The sequence below is a fragment of the Lysinibacillus sp. NPDC097214 genome, from assembly GCF_050277945.1.
Taxonomy (GTDB): Bacteria; Bacillota; Bacilli; order Bacillales_A; family Planococcaceae; genus Lysinibacillus; species Lysinibacillus xylanilyticus_B.
Map to the genome: position 1 here is coordinate 1 of NZ_JBNNSS010000016.1, position 15,161 is coordinate 15,161.

At 34.5% G+C, this 15,161-nt stretch carries 19 protein-coding genes and 1 tRNA gene; 18 read left to right on the forward strand and 2 right to left on the reverse strand.

What is annotated here, in order from left to right; all coding sequences use genetic code 11:
• The first annotated feature begins 273 nt into the window (after positions 1-273).
• From ACQKMI_RS22740 to ACQKMI_RS22755, 4 genes are all read left to right on the forward strand, one after another.
• Entirely contained in the window at positions 274-609 is a 336-nt protein-coding gene (locus tag ACQKMI_RS22740) for a hypothetical protein (RefSeq protein WP_427492631.1), read from the forward strand.
• Complete coding sequence (locus tag ACQKMI_RS22745) at positions 599-1,102, forward strand: single-stranded DNA-binding protein (protein ID WP_427492633.1); 504 nt, start codon at positions 599-601, stop codon at positions 1,100-1,102. Before ACQKMI_RS22740 ends, ACQKMI_RS22745 begins: the two co-directional genes overlap by 11 nt.
• 59 nt (positions 1,103-1,161) lie before the next feature.
• Complete coding sequence (locus ACQKMI_RS22750; RefSeq protein ID WP_427492635.1) at positions 1,162-2,208, forward strand: DUF6094 domain-containing protein; 1,047 nt, start codon at positions 1,162-1,164, stop codon at positions 2,206-2,208.
• 62 nt (positions 2,209-2,270) lie between these two features.
• Positions 2,271-3,008 carry a hypothetical protein gene (locus ACQKMI_RS22755; RefSeq protein ID WP_427492637.1) on the forward strand — a complete coding sequence of 246 codons (738 nt, stop codon included), beginning with the start codon at positions 2,271-2,273 and terminating at the stop codon, positions 3,006-3,008.
• A gap of 442 nt (positions 3,009-3,450) precedes the next feature.
• On the opposite strand, the gene ACQKMI_RS22760 is transcribed toward ACQKMI_RS22755, so the two are convergent.
• Positions 3,451-3,939 (reverse strand): hypothetical protein, encoded by a 489-nt coding sequence (locus tag ACQKMI_RS22760; RefSeq protein ID WP_427492639.1) that lies wholly within the window; start codon positions 3,937-3,939, stop codon positions 3,451-3,453.
• Positions 3,940-4,391: 452 nt separating this feature from the next.
• Between ACQKMI_RS22760 and ACQKMI_RS22765 the strand changes: the two genes are divergently transcribed.
• From ACQKMI_RS22765 to ACQKMI_RS22830, 14 genes are all read left to right on the forward strand, one after another.
• Entirely contained in the window at positions 4,392-7,655 is a 3,264-nt protein-coding gene (locus ACQKMI_RS22765) for a helicase-related protein (RefSeq protein WP_427492641.1), read from the forward strand.
• Between the two features lie 5 nt (positions 7,656-7,660).
• Positions 7,661-8,203, forward strand: coding sequence for a hypothetical protein (locus ACQKMI_RS22770; protein ID WP_427492643.1), 543 nt, complete (start codon positions 7,661-7,663; stop codon positions 8,201-8,203).
• Between the two features lie 225 nt (positions 8,204-8,428).
• Positions 8,429-9,103, forward strand: a complete 675-nt coding sequence (locus tag ACQKMI_RS22775; RefSeq protein WP_427492645.1) for a hypothetical protein — start codon at positions 8,429-8,431, stop codon at positions 9,101-9,103.
• Between the two features lie 2 nt (positions 9,104-9,105).
• The gene (locus ACQKMI_RS22780) at positions 9,106-9,609 is read left to right on the forward strand and encodes a hypothetical protein (protein ID WP_427492646.1); all 504 of its coding nucleotides are present in this window, start codon (positions 9,106-9,108) and stop codon (positions 9,607-9,609) included.
• Between the two features lie 160 nt (positions 9,610-9,769).
• Complete coding sequence (locus ACQKMI_RS22785) at positions 9,770-10,117, forward strand: hypothetical protein (protein ID WP_427492651.1); 348 nt, start codon at positions 9,770-9,772, stop codon at positions 10,115-10,117.
• Between the two features lie 79 nt (positions 10,118-10,196).
• A complete protein-coding gene (locus ACQKMI_RS22790; protein WP_323650209.1) occupies positions 10,197-10,493 on the forward strand; it encodes a DUF2325 domain-containing protein in 297 nt (98 codons plus the stop codon).
• A 15-nt stretch (positions 10,494-10,508) separates the two neighbouring features.
• On the forward strand, positions 10,509-10,646 hold the full coding sequence (locus ACQKMI_RS22795; RefSeq protein ID WP_427492653.1) for a hypothetical protein: 138 nt from the start codon (positions 10,509-10,511) through the stop codon (positions 10,644-10,646).
• A 12-nt stretch (positions 10,647-10,658) separates the two neighbouring features.
• On the forward strand, positions 10,659-11,375 hold the full coding sequence (locus ACQKMI_RS22800) for a hypothetical protein (protein ID WP_427492655.1): 717 nt from the start codon (positions 10,659-10,661) through the stop codon (positions 11,373-11,375).
• A gap of 321 nt (positions 11,376-11,696) precedes the next feature.
• Entirely contained in the window at positions 11,697-12,845 is a 1,149-nt protein-coding gene (locus ACQKMI_RS22805) for a S8 family peptidase (RefSeq protein WP_427492657.1), read from the forward strand.
• Positions 12,846-13,008: 163 nt separating this feature from the next.
• Positions 13,009-13,650, forward strand: a complete 642-nt coding sequence (locus ACQKMI_RS22810; protein WP_427492659.1) for a sigma-70 family RNA polymerase sigma factor — start codon at positions 13,009-13,011, stop codon at positions 13,648-13,650.
• Entirely contained in the window at positions 13,647-13,808 is a 162-nt protein-coding gene (locus tag ACQKMI_RS22815) for a YvrJ family protein (RefSeq protein ID WP_427492661.1), read from the forward strand. The genes ACQKMI_RS22810 and ACQKMI_RS22815 overlap by 4 nt, the downstream gene beginning before the upstream one ends.
• A gap of 6 nt (positions 13,809-13,814) precedes the next feature.
• Entirely contained in the window at positions 13,815-14,072 is a 258-nt protein-coding gene (locus ACQKMI_RS22820; protein WP_427492663.1) for a helix-turn-helix domain-containing protein, read from the forward strand.
• Positions 14,073-14,170: 98 nt separating this feature from the next.
• Positions 14,171-14,241 (forward strand) — tRNA-Cys (locus tag ACQKMI_RS22825).
• A gap of 161 nt (positions 14,242-14,402) precedes the next feature.
• Positions 14,403-14,648 carry a glutaredoxin family protein gene (locus ACQKMI_RS22830; protein ID WP_427492665.1) on the forward strand — a complete coding sequence of 82 codons (246 nt, stop codon included), beginning with the start codon at positions 14,403-14,405 and terminating at the stop codon, positions 14,646-14,648.
• A 286-nt stretch (positions 14,649-14,934) separates the two neighbouring features.
• On the opposite strand, the gene ACQKMI_RS22835 is transcribed toward ACQKMI_RS22830, so the two are convergent.
• Positions 14,935-15,117 carry a hypothetical protein gene (locus ACQKMI_RS22835; protein WP_427492667.1) on the reverse strand — a complete coding sequence of 61 codons (183 nt, stop codon included), beginning with the start codon at positions 15,115-15,117 and terminating at the stop codon, positions 14,935-14,937.
• Positions 15,118-15,161 lie beyond the last annotated feature (44 nt).

Consider the following 15,161-nt stretch of genomic DNA (forward strand, 5'->3'; position numbering starts at 1 on the left):
ATTTTAATCGAACTTTATTCAAAAGCTACACTTAAATCGAAAACTACGATGATTTGTAGACAGAATAATCCACCTATGGTAACATGAGTGTATAAGTTTTTATGTATTTAATTAGTCAATTTGATTTCTCGAATTCGACGGAGAATGTATTGTACAAGCCTTTGGGCATTTCATGATTAGACGTATTGTGTCTACTCTTGCAAATGTTCAAAGGCTTTTTTGCGTTCATTAGATAAAAAAACTTTGAAACTTTGAAAAGAGGAGAGATTTATTATGTTACAAAAAATCGTATTTGCTTCAGAGGATATTAGAAATATTATTACAGGAGCAGAACAAAATTATCGAGTAGAACTACGTATAGGAAATGGACAACGAGAATTTTTCGCGTTAAAAGCCTGTACTAGGAATGATGCTATTAAGGAAGCGGAAGAAATCGCATGTGCAGTCGCTACAGCTAAACAAAAATCTGTTATGTACCGTTTGCCATCTGGTGATTGGATTATAGCTGGTGCTAATACAAATGGCTCAGTAAAAGGAATGCGAAAAATAAAAGAAATGATTAACAAATTCTTCTATGTTGACGAGGAGGACACTCAATATGATAAATAATAGATGTGTCTTCATAGGTCGATTAACTAAAGATGTAGAAGTTAAGGTAAAGAACAATAAAAAGTATGCAAAATTCCAATTGGCAGTAGACAATGGGAAAGAGAAATCAACAGGCAATAAAAGAAAGGCGACTTATCCTTCTATTACAGCATTTGATAAAATCGCTGAATTTTTAGGTCAATTTGGAAAGCAAGGAACAATGATTGCTGTAGAAGCCAAATTAGAAACTGGTTCTTACGAAGAAGGTGGAAGAAAAGTATATACTAATGATTTTATTGTTACTGCTTATCCGTTCTTAGCTGGCGGAGGAAATCAGGGACAACAATATAATCAGAATCAACCGCCATTACAGGGTAGTGGTAATCAACCACCTTGGGGTAATACACAACCAGGATATCCTGGCAATCCACCGCAGCAGCATTTTGCTAATCAGCCACAATGGCCAAATCAAAATCCGCCGCAAACATACCCTAATCCACAACATGGTTATTAATAAGACTTGAAGGGCTTTGCATAGCAAAGCTCTTTTTTTTATTTAAAGGAGGAGACAATATGTCGCACATTGGAAATAAATTAAGAGCCGGTTACTTTGCTACACCAATATCACAAGGTAAATTTGTTAAAGAATTATTAGAAATGCCAAATGAAACAACAATTTTTGATCCTACATGTGGAGAAGGGCTAATACTGGAGTATATTGCTGCAGATAAAGCCGTTCAAACATACGGAGTTGAAATAGACAAATCAAGAGCGATGGAAGCGGGAAAGCGTTTAGATGTTTGTCTGCAGGCGCCAATTGAAAGCTGTGTCATTAGTAATAATTTCTTTGGAGGTATATGGTTAAATCCACCATATGACTATTCCATCAAGGGATTTAGTGATGATACAACGGAACGGAAAGAGTACACAGAGTTGCTTCGTGGTACGCGTTATCTCAGAAGCGGGGGTGTAATGATCTATATCATCCCTAGTTACCGCTTCGCAGATGCAAAAATAGCAAGGTTCTTAGCTACTCAATTCGAAAAAGTAGCGTTAGGCCGTTTTAGTGATGAGGATTATTACGATTTTTCTCAATGTGTATTCATTGGAATAAAGAAACAGGCAAAGACTAAACTCTTTTCACAGAAAATGTTTGAATACTTACAAAGCCTGCAAGATGATGAGTTCGTACTAAACGAAGTACCAACTCTAGAGCAGTTAGTACAGAGCGGAAAAAGATGGATATTACCGCATACTCCACTAATTGCACCTACATTCTATACAAGGCTAGAAAGTAAAGAAAACTTTATTCCACTTATTCGTGAAAATAAAGGGTTTCAAGCTTTTAAAGAGCGTTCTAAACCGCGAGATATCCGCTTAAATGGGCAACCAATACTTAATATATCTCAAGGTCAGATGGCTTTGTTATTAGCATCTGGTATGGTTAATGGCGTTGTAGGCGAGGGCGAGCATTTACACGCTTTGCAAGGGTTAGAGAATGTTACTGTAGAGCATGAAAAAGAAGAGAGTGAAAATGGTGTTATGCATATCTCACGTACTAAACGTAGCGTGAGTATAAAGGTGCTTACTCCGTCAGGCGAAGTCTATAAATTACAATAGACTGTTCAAGTGATGCAGTGAATGACTTTAAAATGGATATGTATATAAAAGGAGAGTTAATTATGATCTTTTCACATGAAATTATTCCAGAGGCAGCAAAACAATTAAAATTAGGTGTTTTCAAAAGAGTTGCAGTTAGAGAAGAATTATGGGCTTTAAATAAAGTGAGATTCTATAACCGCCAACAAGAAGACAACGGATATGTTGAGATTATAACGTTTTATAACAATAAGCGTAACGAGGCAGGTAACTTCATAGAAAGTTTGCATGTATATTTCAGAGGGACTTTAGATGACTTAAAAGTTTGCGCATATGCTACATCTTCAAACGTAAGTGTTCACCAAGGTACTCGAATTAGTGATTTAAAGAATCCTACCAAAATCGGGGAAGTAACAACTACGTTTAATGAAATTGCCACAGTATTAGAGCAGTTTATATTAGATGCACAGAAGGTATTAAACATCGAATTGGATAGAAAAATTGATTCACGATTCGAATCTACGGTTCAATTTCTTATAGATACTTACGGTGGTAAAGATAATGATCTAGAATCTATGACAGTTCACTTTGCTGTACATTCACCGTCGGTTTCGATTATTTGTGAAACAGGTTGGGGAAATGATTTCCACTTTACAGTTAGTAAAGATAAGAAAAAAGCATCTATGAAGATTGTTATTGATGCACGTGAACTTTCTTCAGATGATCCAAAGACCTATAGAGAAACTGTAGATATCCAAGGAAATGACTTCATAACAGCATATAAAGAATTTTTTTATGAGTGTAATTTTATTAGGGAATGAACTAATAATAATTGCTATTAGAGAGAAATACTTAACAAAATAGTATTGTATTTTTTTATATTAAAAATCCTAACAAACCATTTTATTCCTATCGAAAACATGATAGAATAAGATTCTCCCTGGGCAAAACCCAGAGGAGGTGTATGCATGATGTGGAAAATCCGACTTGTGATTTACCGTCTTACAGTTCTGGCTTCTTATCTGAACGCAGACGTGCTAGGTGCCATTCTAATCACTGTATTAGAGTTGTTTTAACCGAGGGTACATAAAAAGGCACTGGAGTGTGCACATATTAGTAAAGATACCAGGAGACGTTCTGGTATCTTTTTTCTTATTTCCTAAATTGAATAGCTAGAATAATGTATCCATCTCATACGAGGTGGTCTTTTTTATTTAAGTTGTCATAACGTCCCCTACATTAATCATAACAGCATCACTATCTTCAAGACGTTGTTGCATTTATTAATTCCATTTCTTCGCACGAAGGTCCTTGTCCCTTGCATTTAAATTGATAAACCTCATTTTTAACTTTCAGTTCAATCCTATAACCAAATGGGTGATGGAAATCACCTTTCTTCGCATCTCCAACTATGTTTATTTTTTCAATATCTTCATAACTTAAGTTTAATTTTTGATAGTCAGTGGAATTCCCTAAAATGACTAACAAGCTATTTTGTTCATCTATTAAATGATTCGAATGCCTATCGTATGCATAATAACTAATAATCCCTATTTGTAAGATTAATGAGGCACAAATACTAATGCCAATCTTTTTAGAAATACCTTCTCGTGCTTTCCAAAATAAAAGGATTATCAATGAGCATGCTACGAATAAGATTGTAAATTCAATCGTTACATTATTTAATTCGATACCATTTCTGAACAAAATAAAACCATACACGAAAATTAATGCAATAATTATACCAACCATTTCATCCCCCCTCCTATTTAACTGCTCTAATATTAACTTAGATTATTCGTTTTGCTTTCACCATAGACTATAATTCTACAAACATTCCAAAAAATCCTATCGTACTCTTATTTTTGTTAGTGGAATTTCTGCGTTTACGTTTAGTTGATTTGAAATAAAGTCGTAAAAAATTAAAATTAAAAGTAATGCTTAACTAATAGCAATGTATGAAAACAGTCTATTTTTGGAGTAAAATAATTCACTTTGAAAATAATAGTAATTTCGTATATACTTAGGGAGATACTTTTTATTTTTTTTGATTGTCTTACTATATTAGTAACGACGGAGAGCGTATTGTACAAGCCTTTGGGCATTTTATAACACATACTTTTTGTATGCTGTTTGTGAAATGACCCAAAGGCTTTTTTGTGCTTTCTAGGAAGTGTCAAATAGCTTTGAAAAGGGGAATTTATATGACAGAGGTAGTTAACTACCAAGAACAAGAAAAACCTAAGATGTTGGATGTGTATGTAAAGCAGGCATGGCATAGTGCATTTTGTTATGCAGCTGCTTATAAAGAGGTACACAACCGTTATGGTCTTGAAAAGGTACTGCTGTTAGCTGTAGTATCCGGTGCAGATTCGGCACTTCAATCTATGAAAGCCTGTATTGACATGGGAACTAGCGGAGCGCTTCGTTTTGGACATGGAGTGAAAAGCAATACCGATTATCAGTTTCAGCAAGAATATGGCTTAGCTACTGAAAAAGGTCGGTATGAAAAGTTTCCAATGAATTTATCAGGAACTCGCAAAGGTTATATCCTTTTGCACGACGATCTACTTGATAAAGGGAAATACTTGATTTCTTTTGACAGTAATCCGGCGAATGATGTTGCCGCCTTGTTGGGAGGACCTCCATTTGGATTATGGATTGAGGAAGAATGGAAGGAAATCATTTATAAAGAGCTGCGTCAAAGAGGGCATCTTATACCAGTGGATTTCTACAAAGATCCGCTTCTTTTTGATGACGTCAATGAACATTTTCATTTATTTGAAGTTGCACTCACAGAAGAACAAGCAGATAGCTTGATTAGTGAGTTATTAAAAAATGGGACCATTAAATTTAAAAGGAATGGAAGCGGGAGTGCTCTAAAGGAAGTGCAGACGCTTGATAAATATGCGTTAGGCTATAACGACATGTTAATTGAGAAATTAGCGGAGCAAGTACAGCCAACACATGATGCTTCGAAAATGGTTACTCACCCAAAGTTTGAAAAATATAAACGTGAGCTATTCCCAGTACAAGCGCACGCAAGTACAGCCATAGCAAAACGTTTAAAAACTCAAAAATCAGTTATCTTACAGGGTGAAATGTCCACTGGTAAATCAACTATGATGACAGCAATCGCTGATGGTTTATTTAGTACGTGGGATCCTAAAGGCAAAGATAGAGGCTATCATGTTTGTTTAATGTCTCCTCCTAGCTTAATGGATAAGTGGCCAAAGGAAATTAGAAACACAGTGCCTGATGCGAAGGTTATCCTGGTTCGTAAAACCGAGGAATTAATTCGGTATCATACTGACTGGACTAATAAAGGCAGACCCAAACCGCAGCAACCTGTATTTTTTGTGATTTCATATACAACAATGAGAGACGGTGCTCGGATACAGCCAGGTGTTACGTGGGATTACCGCGCAACAGAAAAACAGAAGGGCGAGGATGACTTTTATCGTGCCGGTTACTATTGTCCATCTTGCGGGCAAGCACACCAAGCAATTGAGTCAAAAGAGACTTATATCGATGAGTCAGATGGATTAGAGAAAATCCGTTATGAAACTTATAACATGACTCCTAAAGAGTTCGGAAAAACTCGCCGGTTACATAAAACGGTTCATGATCCAAATGCTTTTTGTTTCCATTGTGGGGATTCTTTATGGACGAATAAGGTAGCGAATAGGTATCAAACATTTGCAGATTGGACGAAACATGAGAAGGCTCTACTAGAGGCTATTGTTGCAGGAGATACAATGCAGATATCTTCATTAAGTTCACTATCTAACAGTAAGCCAAAGTCTTCTAAAGGGCTTATACGTAAGGTAGCAGCTATTGAATATATTCGAAGAAAAATGAAGAATTTCTTTGATATAGCCATAGTTGATGAAGTGCATATGTGTAAGGCGGATAATACAGCGCAAGGTAATGCGTTAGGTTCTCTGGCTGCAGCTGCTAAAAAGGTTATAGCAGGTACAGGAACGTTGTTTGGTGGCAAATCAATGGACGTTTACTACTTACTGTGGAGACTGTTTCCATCTGATATGGCTAATAGTGGTTATCAATACTCAGAAGTAGGACGCTTTAACAATGAATTTGGAAACGTAGAAAAACGTACTTTTGTGTCTCATAAACCTACAAGTGAAAATAGTAATACTAATTCTCGTGGGGGAGTTACACGCTATCCAGATAAATTGTTACCAGGTATTAGTCCTTTTATCTACGGAAAATACATGCTTCATAATGTCGTGAATGTCAGATTAAAAGATGTATGGCCAGATCCAGTACCTCTAATCGACACACCGACAATATTTGTTCCGATGGATAAAGAAACAGCCGAAGTGTATAACGAGATGATGAGTACATTTGATAGGGTCGCAAGCGGTAGTCCAAACCCTGGTTCTATTTACCGAATAATGATGGACTACGGAATTGCAATGCCAGATAATCCATATAGCATTCCGCATGCAACTATCAAGAATCCTGAATCAGGTGAGTTATCGTTACTCTGGAAAGCTACTCATATAGATCCAGCTAGAACAACTCCAAAAGAAGCAAAACTTCAGGAGATTATTCGAACTGAGATGGCGCAAGGACGAAAATCCATTATTTATGTTCGTGATACAGGTTCTACTAACCCTGCACGTGATGTTCGACCAAGATTGAAACAAAAGCTTGAAGAAATCGGTGCAAAAGTCTGTATCTTAGATACAAACTCCGCTGGAACTGATAAACGTAGCCAATGGCTAAGTCAAAAAATTGAGGAAGAGGGACATGATGTATGTATAGTGTCTCAAGAACTTGTGAAAGTTGGCTTAGACCTTTTATGTACACCGACGCTTATTTTTTATCAATTTAGTTGGTCCCTGTTTACGATTAATCAGGCAGCAAGGAGAGCGTGGCGAATTGGGCAAGATCAGGAGTGTAGACTCTTCTATTTAGCTTACCAAGGAACAATGCAACAAGAGATGGCTTATATCATAGCTTCTAAAAATCGCGCGACAGCAGCCATTAATGGTGAATTATCCTCAGATGGTCTAAGTGCGATGCTTGGTGACGACGGAGACTTACGATCGATGTTATTAAAGTCCGTTAAGGAAGGGAACAAAACGCTTAAAGGATCCGCTGAGGATTGGATAAGCCAAACATCTGATAGAGCACGTGAGATATTAGCCAATATCGGACGTACAGATGTAGCCCCTACTGAACGTAAGCAAATATTGAATAAGCAACCTCAAGAAGAAGAGAGCAGCATGTTCATAGAAGAATTAGTAGTGAAGAAAGATGATGTAGCTGATGTAGTTAACCATATATCAGAAGGCGCTAAAACAACAAATGGAGCTCCGGACATATTTGATATTTTGGAAAAGAGCATCGTTTGTATAAATGTAAAAAGTCTAAAAAAGAAGGAAAAAAGTAACCGCTCAGTTACAGACGGTCAACTAGCCTTTGATTTATTCGAATAGAGAGGATGATTTTAATGTTAGCTATAACAGGAATTGTTTTATTTGCAGTGATGGCTTATATGTTCTATTCACCAAGACCAGAAGCGGAGACTGCCGCTCAAATTAGAAAGGTGAAGATTTTTGAACCAGTAGAAGAAAGATGCTATCAACCAATTGATTTAGCCTGTACAACGTTTACTTCACCTATTGCTGAAGAAGTTAACGTTAACTATGAAGCAAGTGCGATTTCGTTTTCAGATGAATTAGACATCACATCAATTTTTGGTGAGGGAACAGATATTTTCGTTGAAGAAGAGAATCCTATCGAATCATTAAAAGGAACAAGCTTCTATGAGCCTGTTGAACGAGGTATCGTTCAGTGGGAGGCTCAAGTCCTTGAAATCAATAAAGACTTTGTATATCTCTATATTATCCCTTATGAATGCAAAAGATGGTATGTAATCGATAATCTAGACCATTTAAATGTCGGTGAACGTCTAAATATCACTTTAGATTTAGATGTTTCAGAAGAACTAATTACAGATTATAAAAAAATTCACCTAAATTAAAAACCAATATAGAACAAGAGAACTATTTCATTTTACCTCTTGTTCTATATAATTATTATATTTTAATTGAAATGTACAAAAAAATATCAAAAACAATCATTTTTATACTAAATACTGACAAAATGATAGTTTTTTTGTACCTTTTAATTTTAACAACTAATCATTTACTATTAATTAGTAATCTATTGAAAAATAATGTAGAAATTATAGGTACTATTACATATAATGAAAAAATTGTGGGGTGTAAATAATATGAATTCCGTTCTTATAGATGACATTCGAAAGAACCATCTTTTAGTAAAACAATTAACGTATGAATATCGACAGTCAGATTCTTTATTGCAGAAAAAGTCGTCTGGTGCAGTTGCAAAAGCTTTATCGCCTGCATACTACACAAAGCTAGTAAGCGAAATTAAACAATTAGATCAGCTTGTAAGCACACTGTCATCTTTTGTTCAAACTAACTTTAAGCTTGAAGTTCGCGTAAACGAAACGGGTAGCATTAACTATGACCTCATAAAGGTCGTGTTTATAAGAAACTTTGATCGTGTATATCGAGATGGTCAGCTTAAACCGATGTCTGAATTGGTAAACCAGTTACAAAACATTCTTCCTTTTGCAGAATATATGCATGATGTGCATTTATACAGTTACAAATTTAAACTATGCAATTGCGAAGTGCATGCAACAATTACGCTAGAAGATATAGAGGATATATTTGAAAGACCTTTCGTGGCACCACGTGCGCTACAACAATGGCATGAAGCTATGAGGAGTTTTGATGATTATGCTCGAAATCATTATACTTGCAGTCGCTATTTCCCTGTAGTAGAAGGGGAGCTAGTGGAGGAAGGTGCATTGTATAGTCTGACACAACGAGAAGTGTTAGGGGGTAGTTAAGGATGTTGTTACAAACAGCAATTAATGTAATTGAACCTGAGAAGCTAGATACTCAAAAAATGGAATCATTTATCTTCAGCTGGATGGAACAAGAGAAGTTGCTGGGGATTTTTGATAAAGTATCGACAATTTTCACTGTTATGTTTTTAATCGCATGTTTCATCTTAATGATGGCAACTGTTTTTAAAGTAGGACAATGGAAAAAGTACTCACAATTGATGGCCTTATTCTCCATGTTTACACTAATAGGTGTCCGAGGAGCTCCATTTATATTCTTGGGATTAACTACAATTGCACAAATTGATAATTGGTTAGAAATTATTGTTCTTTTAGTAACGCAAGCAGTAATCTTTGCCTCTCTTATTGGTATTGTAGTTTCAATGACCTTTCAACACGGTTATAAATTAATTGAACATCCTGAGTTCCGCAAGAATCATAGAGCTATCTTAACAATGTCTGTATTAATGTTTTTAACCGCTACTTTTTTACCAGAAATTCTTGTTTGACAAATTGACGGTATCATGTTGGTTTGTTAAACTAAACGTAGTTATGGCAAAAATTTAAATAATATAATAACAAATAAAAGGGAGTACCCCTAACAACAAAGACATTTAATTTGTCTTTTTGTTAGGGGTGCTCTTTTTTAGTTTAGAAAGGAATTAAGAGATGAAGGTTATTTATGTATATACAAATGGGGAGGACACTTCTAGTTGGGAGGCTGCATTAGCAATAGCATCTCCTGTTGATACAATTGTTACTCGAGTTTCCGACATAAACGATCTCGTAACAACGGAACATTCTTGTATTTTTATTGAAGTACATCATATAACTCCAGAAATTATGGAACTGAATAAGGTCTGTCAAGACCATAGAATCCCTATTGTTTATGTGATAGAAGATGATGTCGAAAACCTATTGCCATTACTGCAGCAAGAAAACGTAATTGGGTGGATAAATGAAAACTTTACATTGAACGAGTTATCTTATGTCATGCAGAATGGAGTAAATAATTAATGTTATTATAACATTAATTATTTACAAAATTTAGATTCTCTTTTACAATGAGGTTATAACTTTGAAAAGGGGAATTTATATGATTACTAAAACAATTGGGATTATTGGTGGAATGTATAAGCAGCAACACATAAAAAAAATCGAGGAAAAATATGCGGTAAAGGTTATTAGTAATGATGGACGAAGTGTACGAAAAAAAGCACTTTTGAATATAGCTAACCAAGTTGATTGCTTAGTTATTGTTCGAAAATTTTGTGGTCATGAAGCAATGTATGGAGCTAAAGAAGCGGCCAATAACACTGATACTCCTATCATTTTCCCACTGGAGACAAATATGGATAAAATCATCCAGTCAGGTATGGCTGCCCTAATTTAAGAAGAGGGTGAACCTTTGAGAATTAAAAAATTTGCACTAACTGTCTTTATTATTATTGGTTGCATTATGTCTTTCCTGTTTATAGAGAAAATAGAGAAGGTTGAAGTTGCACCTGCAGATGAAATTTATATAGATAATGGCTTAACAGTTTAGGAGGTAACTAGATTGGAACATCTTAATAACATTAAAGGGCTGCCCCAAAGCATTCCGCTTCATCACTATGAGCAATTTATCGATGAAACTATTGTTAAATATGTCCGTGATTATGTTCTAAAAAACATAAATGAACCTATCGCTAGGCAGTTATTACGCAATAATTGTCAACAATATCAGTTGTTTGCTTCTGAATTGATCCTAGAGATTGCTAGGCAGCAACATCAAACGGCACATTTTTCAATAAGTGCTATTACACATAAAAATGCATTAATTGCGTTGTTAGCAGAGCAGGTTGTGTGTGTAGGGACACTAATGCAAAACGCTACTTCTTCAGAGGAATTTATATTGTTGACTGAACATTATCCCAGATTAGTAGCTGTATTACAGATGATGTACCTAAAAGAAGCGGAGTTACCATGTTTTGTTGAAACCAAGAATGTCTTGAAGGAATTAGAAAATGAGCTTTTTCCGTTATTACAACAAACGCTTTTAGTAAATGTAAATGACATTGAGGATGTACAATCAGACTCCCGAGTACCTGCAGACGTAATATCGCGAGATGAGTTTTATAAAATGGCACAGGTTGGTCGATGGGATACACTCCTGGCGTATGTACGACACCGCTTAAATCGCAACTTAACTAAACACGAGGAAGATACGCTCTTCAAAATAACAGAAGACGTTGAATTGACGTACCAAATGCTACAGATTATTGCTGGAAAATAAGGAGGATATAAAAATGAGCGCAGTTCGATTACAGGAGGCATTGGCATAATCAACATACTCAATTAGTTTGAATTGGCAAGCTGGGAGAGGTTTTATACGGAAAAATTTAATTGATGGAGATCCTTTTTTCCGTACATGAATGTAAGTGGGAAAGCCGAATTACATAAATCGGCTTTTTTTTTTGTCACTATATAATTTAGAGCAATTGTTTAAAAATTATTTACTAAATTTAGAAGAACTAAAAATTTTTTTAAAAAAAGGTTGTGATATTTCAGATTGGTTCTTCTATATACCTATAAATATAGCGGGGGTGCAGGAGAAATGAATGATACTCTAGTTAAATTAATTGGTTCTTCGAGTTCTTTTGTTAAAGAGAAATTAAAAGATGAAGTAACGAATAATATCTCTAGAATTGGAGCTGAACACTTTTGGAATCAAGGTTATACAGGTAAAGGTGTAGTTGTTGCAATAATAGATACTGGTTGTAACTATCATCATTTAGACTTAAAGGATCGCATTATTGGTGGTTATAATTTTACAAAAGAATCAAATGGAGAAGTAACAAATTTTGAAGATTTAAATGGTCATGGCACACATGTAGCTGGAACTATAGCGGCATCAGTGAATGATGTAGGGATAGTAGGGGTAGCGCCTGATGTAAGTTTACTTATACTAAAAGTCTTGGATTATAGAGGAAGTGGAACTGTTGATTCATTGGTTAAGGCCATTGAATATGCTATGAATTGGACAGGCCCAAATAATGAAAGAGTAAATGTTCTATCTCTATCATTAGGTATTTCGTCTTCAAATGAAATCCTTCATAATACCATAAAACAAACCGTTTCAAAGAATATAGCGGTTGTTGTAGCATCCGGTAACGAAGGTGATGGTGATTTATCAACTGACGAATATTCTTATCCAGCTGGGTATGAGGAAGTAATAGCTGTTGGTGCTATGGATAATAATAATGAAGTTGCTAACTTTACTAATACAAATAAAGAAGTAGATATTTATGCTCCTGGTGTTGATATTAAATCTACATATATAAATAAGGATTATGCCAATTTATCAGGTACTTCTATGGCTGCTCCGCATGTAACGGGAGCGTTAGCTTTATTGATTAACAAATACGAAGACTTAAAAAATTCAAAACCAAATGAATCTGAATTATTTGAATATTTAATGCAGCACACAACCAAAATACAAATTGGGGATTACCGTGAAATGATCTCTATTCTTAATTTATCTTTAGACGTTAGTATAGAAGATGATTCTAATGAACAATTTGAAACAAAACTAGATAAATCATTACTACTAAAATGTTTCTGTGAAGCGCGAAAAACACAAGCCTTTTTTACACAATGCTTGAACGAAGATTCCACAGAATATGAACGCAAATTTTTAATATCTTTGATCCAAGAATCCGCTTCTACAGCGATGCACATTAAAAATTTATGTAAAACCATTTAAATAAAAAAAATATAATGTTAATATAGCTAACGGACGGTAAAAATAGGATAATTTACAAATTTTTAAAAGGGCGTATGATCTTTTTTTTAGCTCAAAAAAGAACATACGTTCCTACATGGGTCAAAAAAGAACATAAAATTATGACAAAGGTAGGATTTGATTATTGAAAAATAAATGGAACGAAGAAAATATCAGGAAATTCGAAATAGAAAATCAAGATTTATTAGATAATGATTTGGTGGTTTCTTTTCTCAAAATACCAACTAACAAAGAAATTTATATGAAAACAATATCCAACCCTACCCCTGAGAACATGAAAGAATTGGATATATTGTTTAAACATTTTTATTTTAAAATCCGTTTTACTTCTCATATTTCAATAACACTTAAATATAATTCTATTAATTACGACAAACGAGTGAGACTTTTAAAATCCAGATTTTCTACTACTTTAGATGCCTCAATTAATTCTAGTGAAGGTGAAGAAACATTTCTTGATTTAATGGCTGACGAACAAGCAGAAGACCTTTTAGGTGAGGCTATTATAAGTGATGATCTAGATGAACATGTAACCAGTCCAATACTGTATGAAGCATTAAAATCACTAACTAAAAAGCAAAAGGAAATTATTAATTTAGCATATGCAGAAGGATTAAGTGATACAGATATTGGACTGATATTAAATAAGACACAGCAAGCAGTCTCTAAAACTCATAAGAAGGCTTTGAAAAATATGTTAACTTACATTGAAAATCAAAAGAAAAGTAGGGTCTACGATAATAATAAGGTGGTGGACTACCGATGATAACAGAACCCTCTGCATGGATTGTGATAATCGGAAATTTTGGATTTCCTATTGCAATAACAGTATATCTATTTATTAGATTTGAAAAGAAAATAGCAAATCTGGAACTAAGTATTAATCAGTTGTCAGAAGTTATAAAAGATTTACGAAGGGATTGAAAGTAAATGCCAGAGGAATTGATTGCACTTGTAGAAAAATCGAAACATGATGATACAGCTTTATTAACTGTATTAAATTACTTTGAACCTAAATTGAAACATTGCCTATATCAAACACATCCACATTATAGAGAAGATTTACGTCAAGATTTACTTATTAAACTAATTAATACTATAAAAAAGTATGATGTAGATTCTGTTCCTGGGTTCTGGGATATGAAAAACCTCTATAGTGACCAGCAAAACAAGAAAAAAATCAATTGATTTCAACAAAACGATCAAAAGGGATTCTTTTTGATCGTTTTAGTTTAAAAGGTTGTTATTTTAAACAATTTTTCTTCTTTAATTAATATAACCTACATGGTGGCATAGCCAAGTGGTAAGGCCAAGGTCTGCAAAACCTTTATCCTCGGTTCAAATCCGAGTGTCACCTTATTTAAGACAAACAGATGTTTCCGGAAGGTCATATTGTTAACAATATATAAGGGTTTTATAGTATGGCTTTTTATATAGAAATAATTTTATATAAAGGTTGTTATGTCGTATAGTTGGGTTTCTTTGTTACTTATATCTTAAATTAGGAGGATGAATTTAATGGAAGTTATAGTATATTCTAGTGAAGGTTGTGGGTTTTGCACTAAACAAAAGGAATTCTTAACAGAGAAAGGGATTGCTTTTGAGGAGAGAGATATTGATACTAACGCACAGCACTTTCAAGAATTTAAAGAATTAAAAGGTGCAGGTGTACCATTTACTATTGTGAAAGAAGCAGGAGAAATTGTTTCGACAATCACTGGATTCAAGAGGGAGAAACTATCTGAAATCTTAATCCAAGAATAAATAATGGTAAGGACGCAAAGTGACGAGTCTAGATGGGGATGAAACACCGTATAGATTATGGACTACATGTGGCATACGGTTCAATCAATTCACAATTGGCTGCAGAAACAGTGACGTAAAGCATAAATTTTCCGTTTGGAAAATTTATGCTTTATTTTATTTCAGGGTATTTTATGCTTACATATTTTTAAATTGGGATATGTACAGAATTTCCATGAAATAAATTTTTAGTTATACTAATAAGCAAACTGTTCCGAAATATTCTGCGGAATAGTTTGCTTTAAAATTAGTTTACTGTTACTACTGCCTGGCCATAAATATTATTTATATTATACTGTGCATATGCTTTAGCATAGTAATCAGTACCAGAAGTTGCTGTAAAAGTATCAGTAGCTGCTCCTTTTCCTGGATAAGATACTGCTCTGGCAACTGTTGGATCTGGCCAAATTCCATTATATCTAACTGCCAATCCATCTACAGAATAACTTGAACTCCCAGTTTCTACTTGTAATT

What these genes read in the sequence shown, in the direction of transcription:
- ACQKMI_RS22790 (WP_323650209.1), top strand. Translation starts at nt 10,197, where the DNA reads ATGATTACTAAAACAATTGGGATTATTGGTGGAATGTATAAGCAGCAA.
- ACQKMI_RS22785 (WP_427492651.1), top strand. Translation starts at nt 9,770, where the DNA reads ATGAAGGTTATTTATGTATATACAAATGGGGAGGACACTTCTAGTTGG.
- ACQKMI_RS22815 (WP_427492661.1), top strand. Translation starts at nt 13,647, where the DNA reads ATGATAACAGAACCCTCTGCATGGATTGTGATAATCGGAAATTTTGGA.
- ACQKMI_RS22820 (WP_427492663.1), top strand. Translation starts at nt 13,815, where the DNA reads ATGCCAGAGGAATTGATTGCACTTGTAGAAAAATCGAAACATGATGAT.
- ACQKMI_RS22775 (WP_427492645.1), top strand. Translation starts at nt 8,429, where the DNA reads ATGAAAAAATTGTGGGGTGTAAATAATATGAATTCCGTTCTTATAGAT.
- ACQKMI_RS22760 (WP_427492639.1), bottom strand. Translation starts at nt 3,939, where the DNA reads ATGGTTGGTATAATTATTGCATTAATTTTCGTGTATGGTTTTATTTTG.
- ACQKMI_RS22780 (WP_427492646.1), top strand. Translation starts at nt 9,106, where the DNA reads ATGTTGTTACAAACAGCAATTAATGTAATTGAACCTGAGAAGCTAGAT.
- ACQKMI_RS22765 (WP_427492641.1), top strand. Translation starts at nt 4,392, where the DNA reads ATGACAGAGGTAGTTAACTACCAAGAACAAGAAAAACCTAAGATGTTG.
- ACQKMI_RS22830 (WP_427492665.1), top strand. Translation starts at nt 14,403, where the DNA reads ATGGAAGTTATAGTATATTCTAGTGAAGGTTGTGGGTTTTGCACTAAA.
- ACQKMI_RS22740 (WP_427492631.1), top strand. Translation starts at nt 274, where the DNA reads ATGTTACAAAAAATCGTATTTGCTTCAGAGGATATTAGAAATATTATT.
- ACQKMI_RS22805 (WP_427492657.1), top strand. Translation starts at nt 11,697, where the DNA reads ATGAATGATACTCTAGTTAAATTAATTGGTTCTTCGAGTTCTTTTGTT.
- ACQKMI_RS22745 (WP_427492633.1), top strand. Translation starts at nt 599, where the DNA reads ATGATAAATAATAGATGTGTCTTCATAGGTCGATTAACTAAAGATGTA.
- ACQKMI_RS22770 (WP_427492643.1), top strand. Translation starts at nt 7,661, where the DNA reads ATGATTTTAATGTTAGCTATAACAGGAATTGTTTTATTTGCAGTGATG.
- ACQKMI_RS22755 (WP_427492637.1), top strand. Translation starts at nt 2,271, where the DNA reads ATGATCTTTTCACATGAAATTATTCCAGAGGCAGCAAAACAATTAAAA.
- ACQKMI_RS22750 (WP_427492635.1), top strand. Translation starts at nt 1,162, where the DNA reads ATGTCGCACATTGGAAATAAATTAAGAGCCGGTTACTTTGCTACACCA.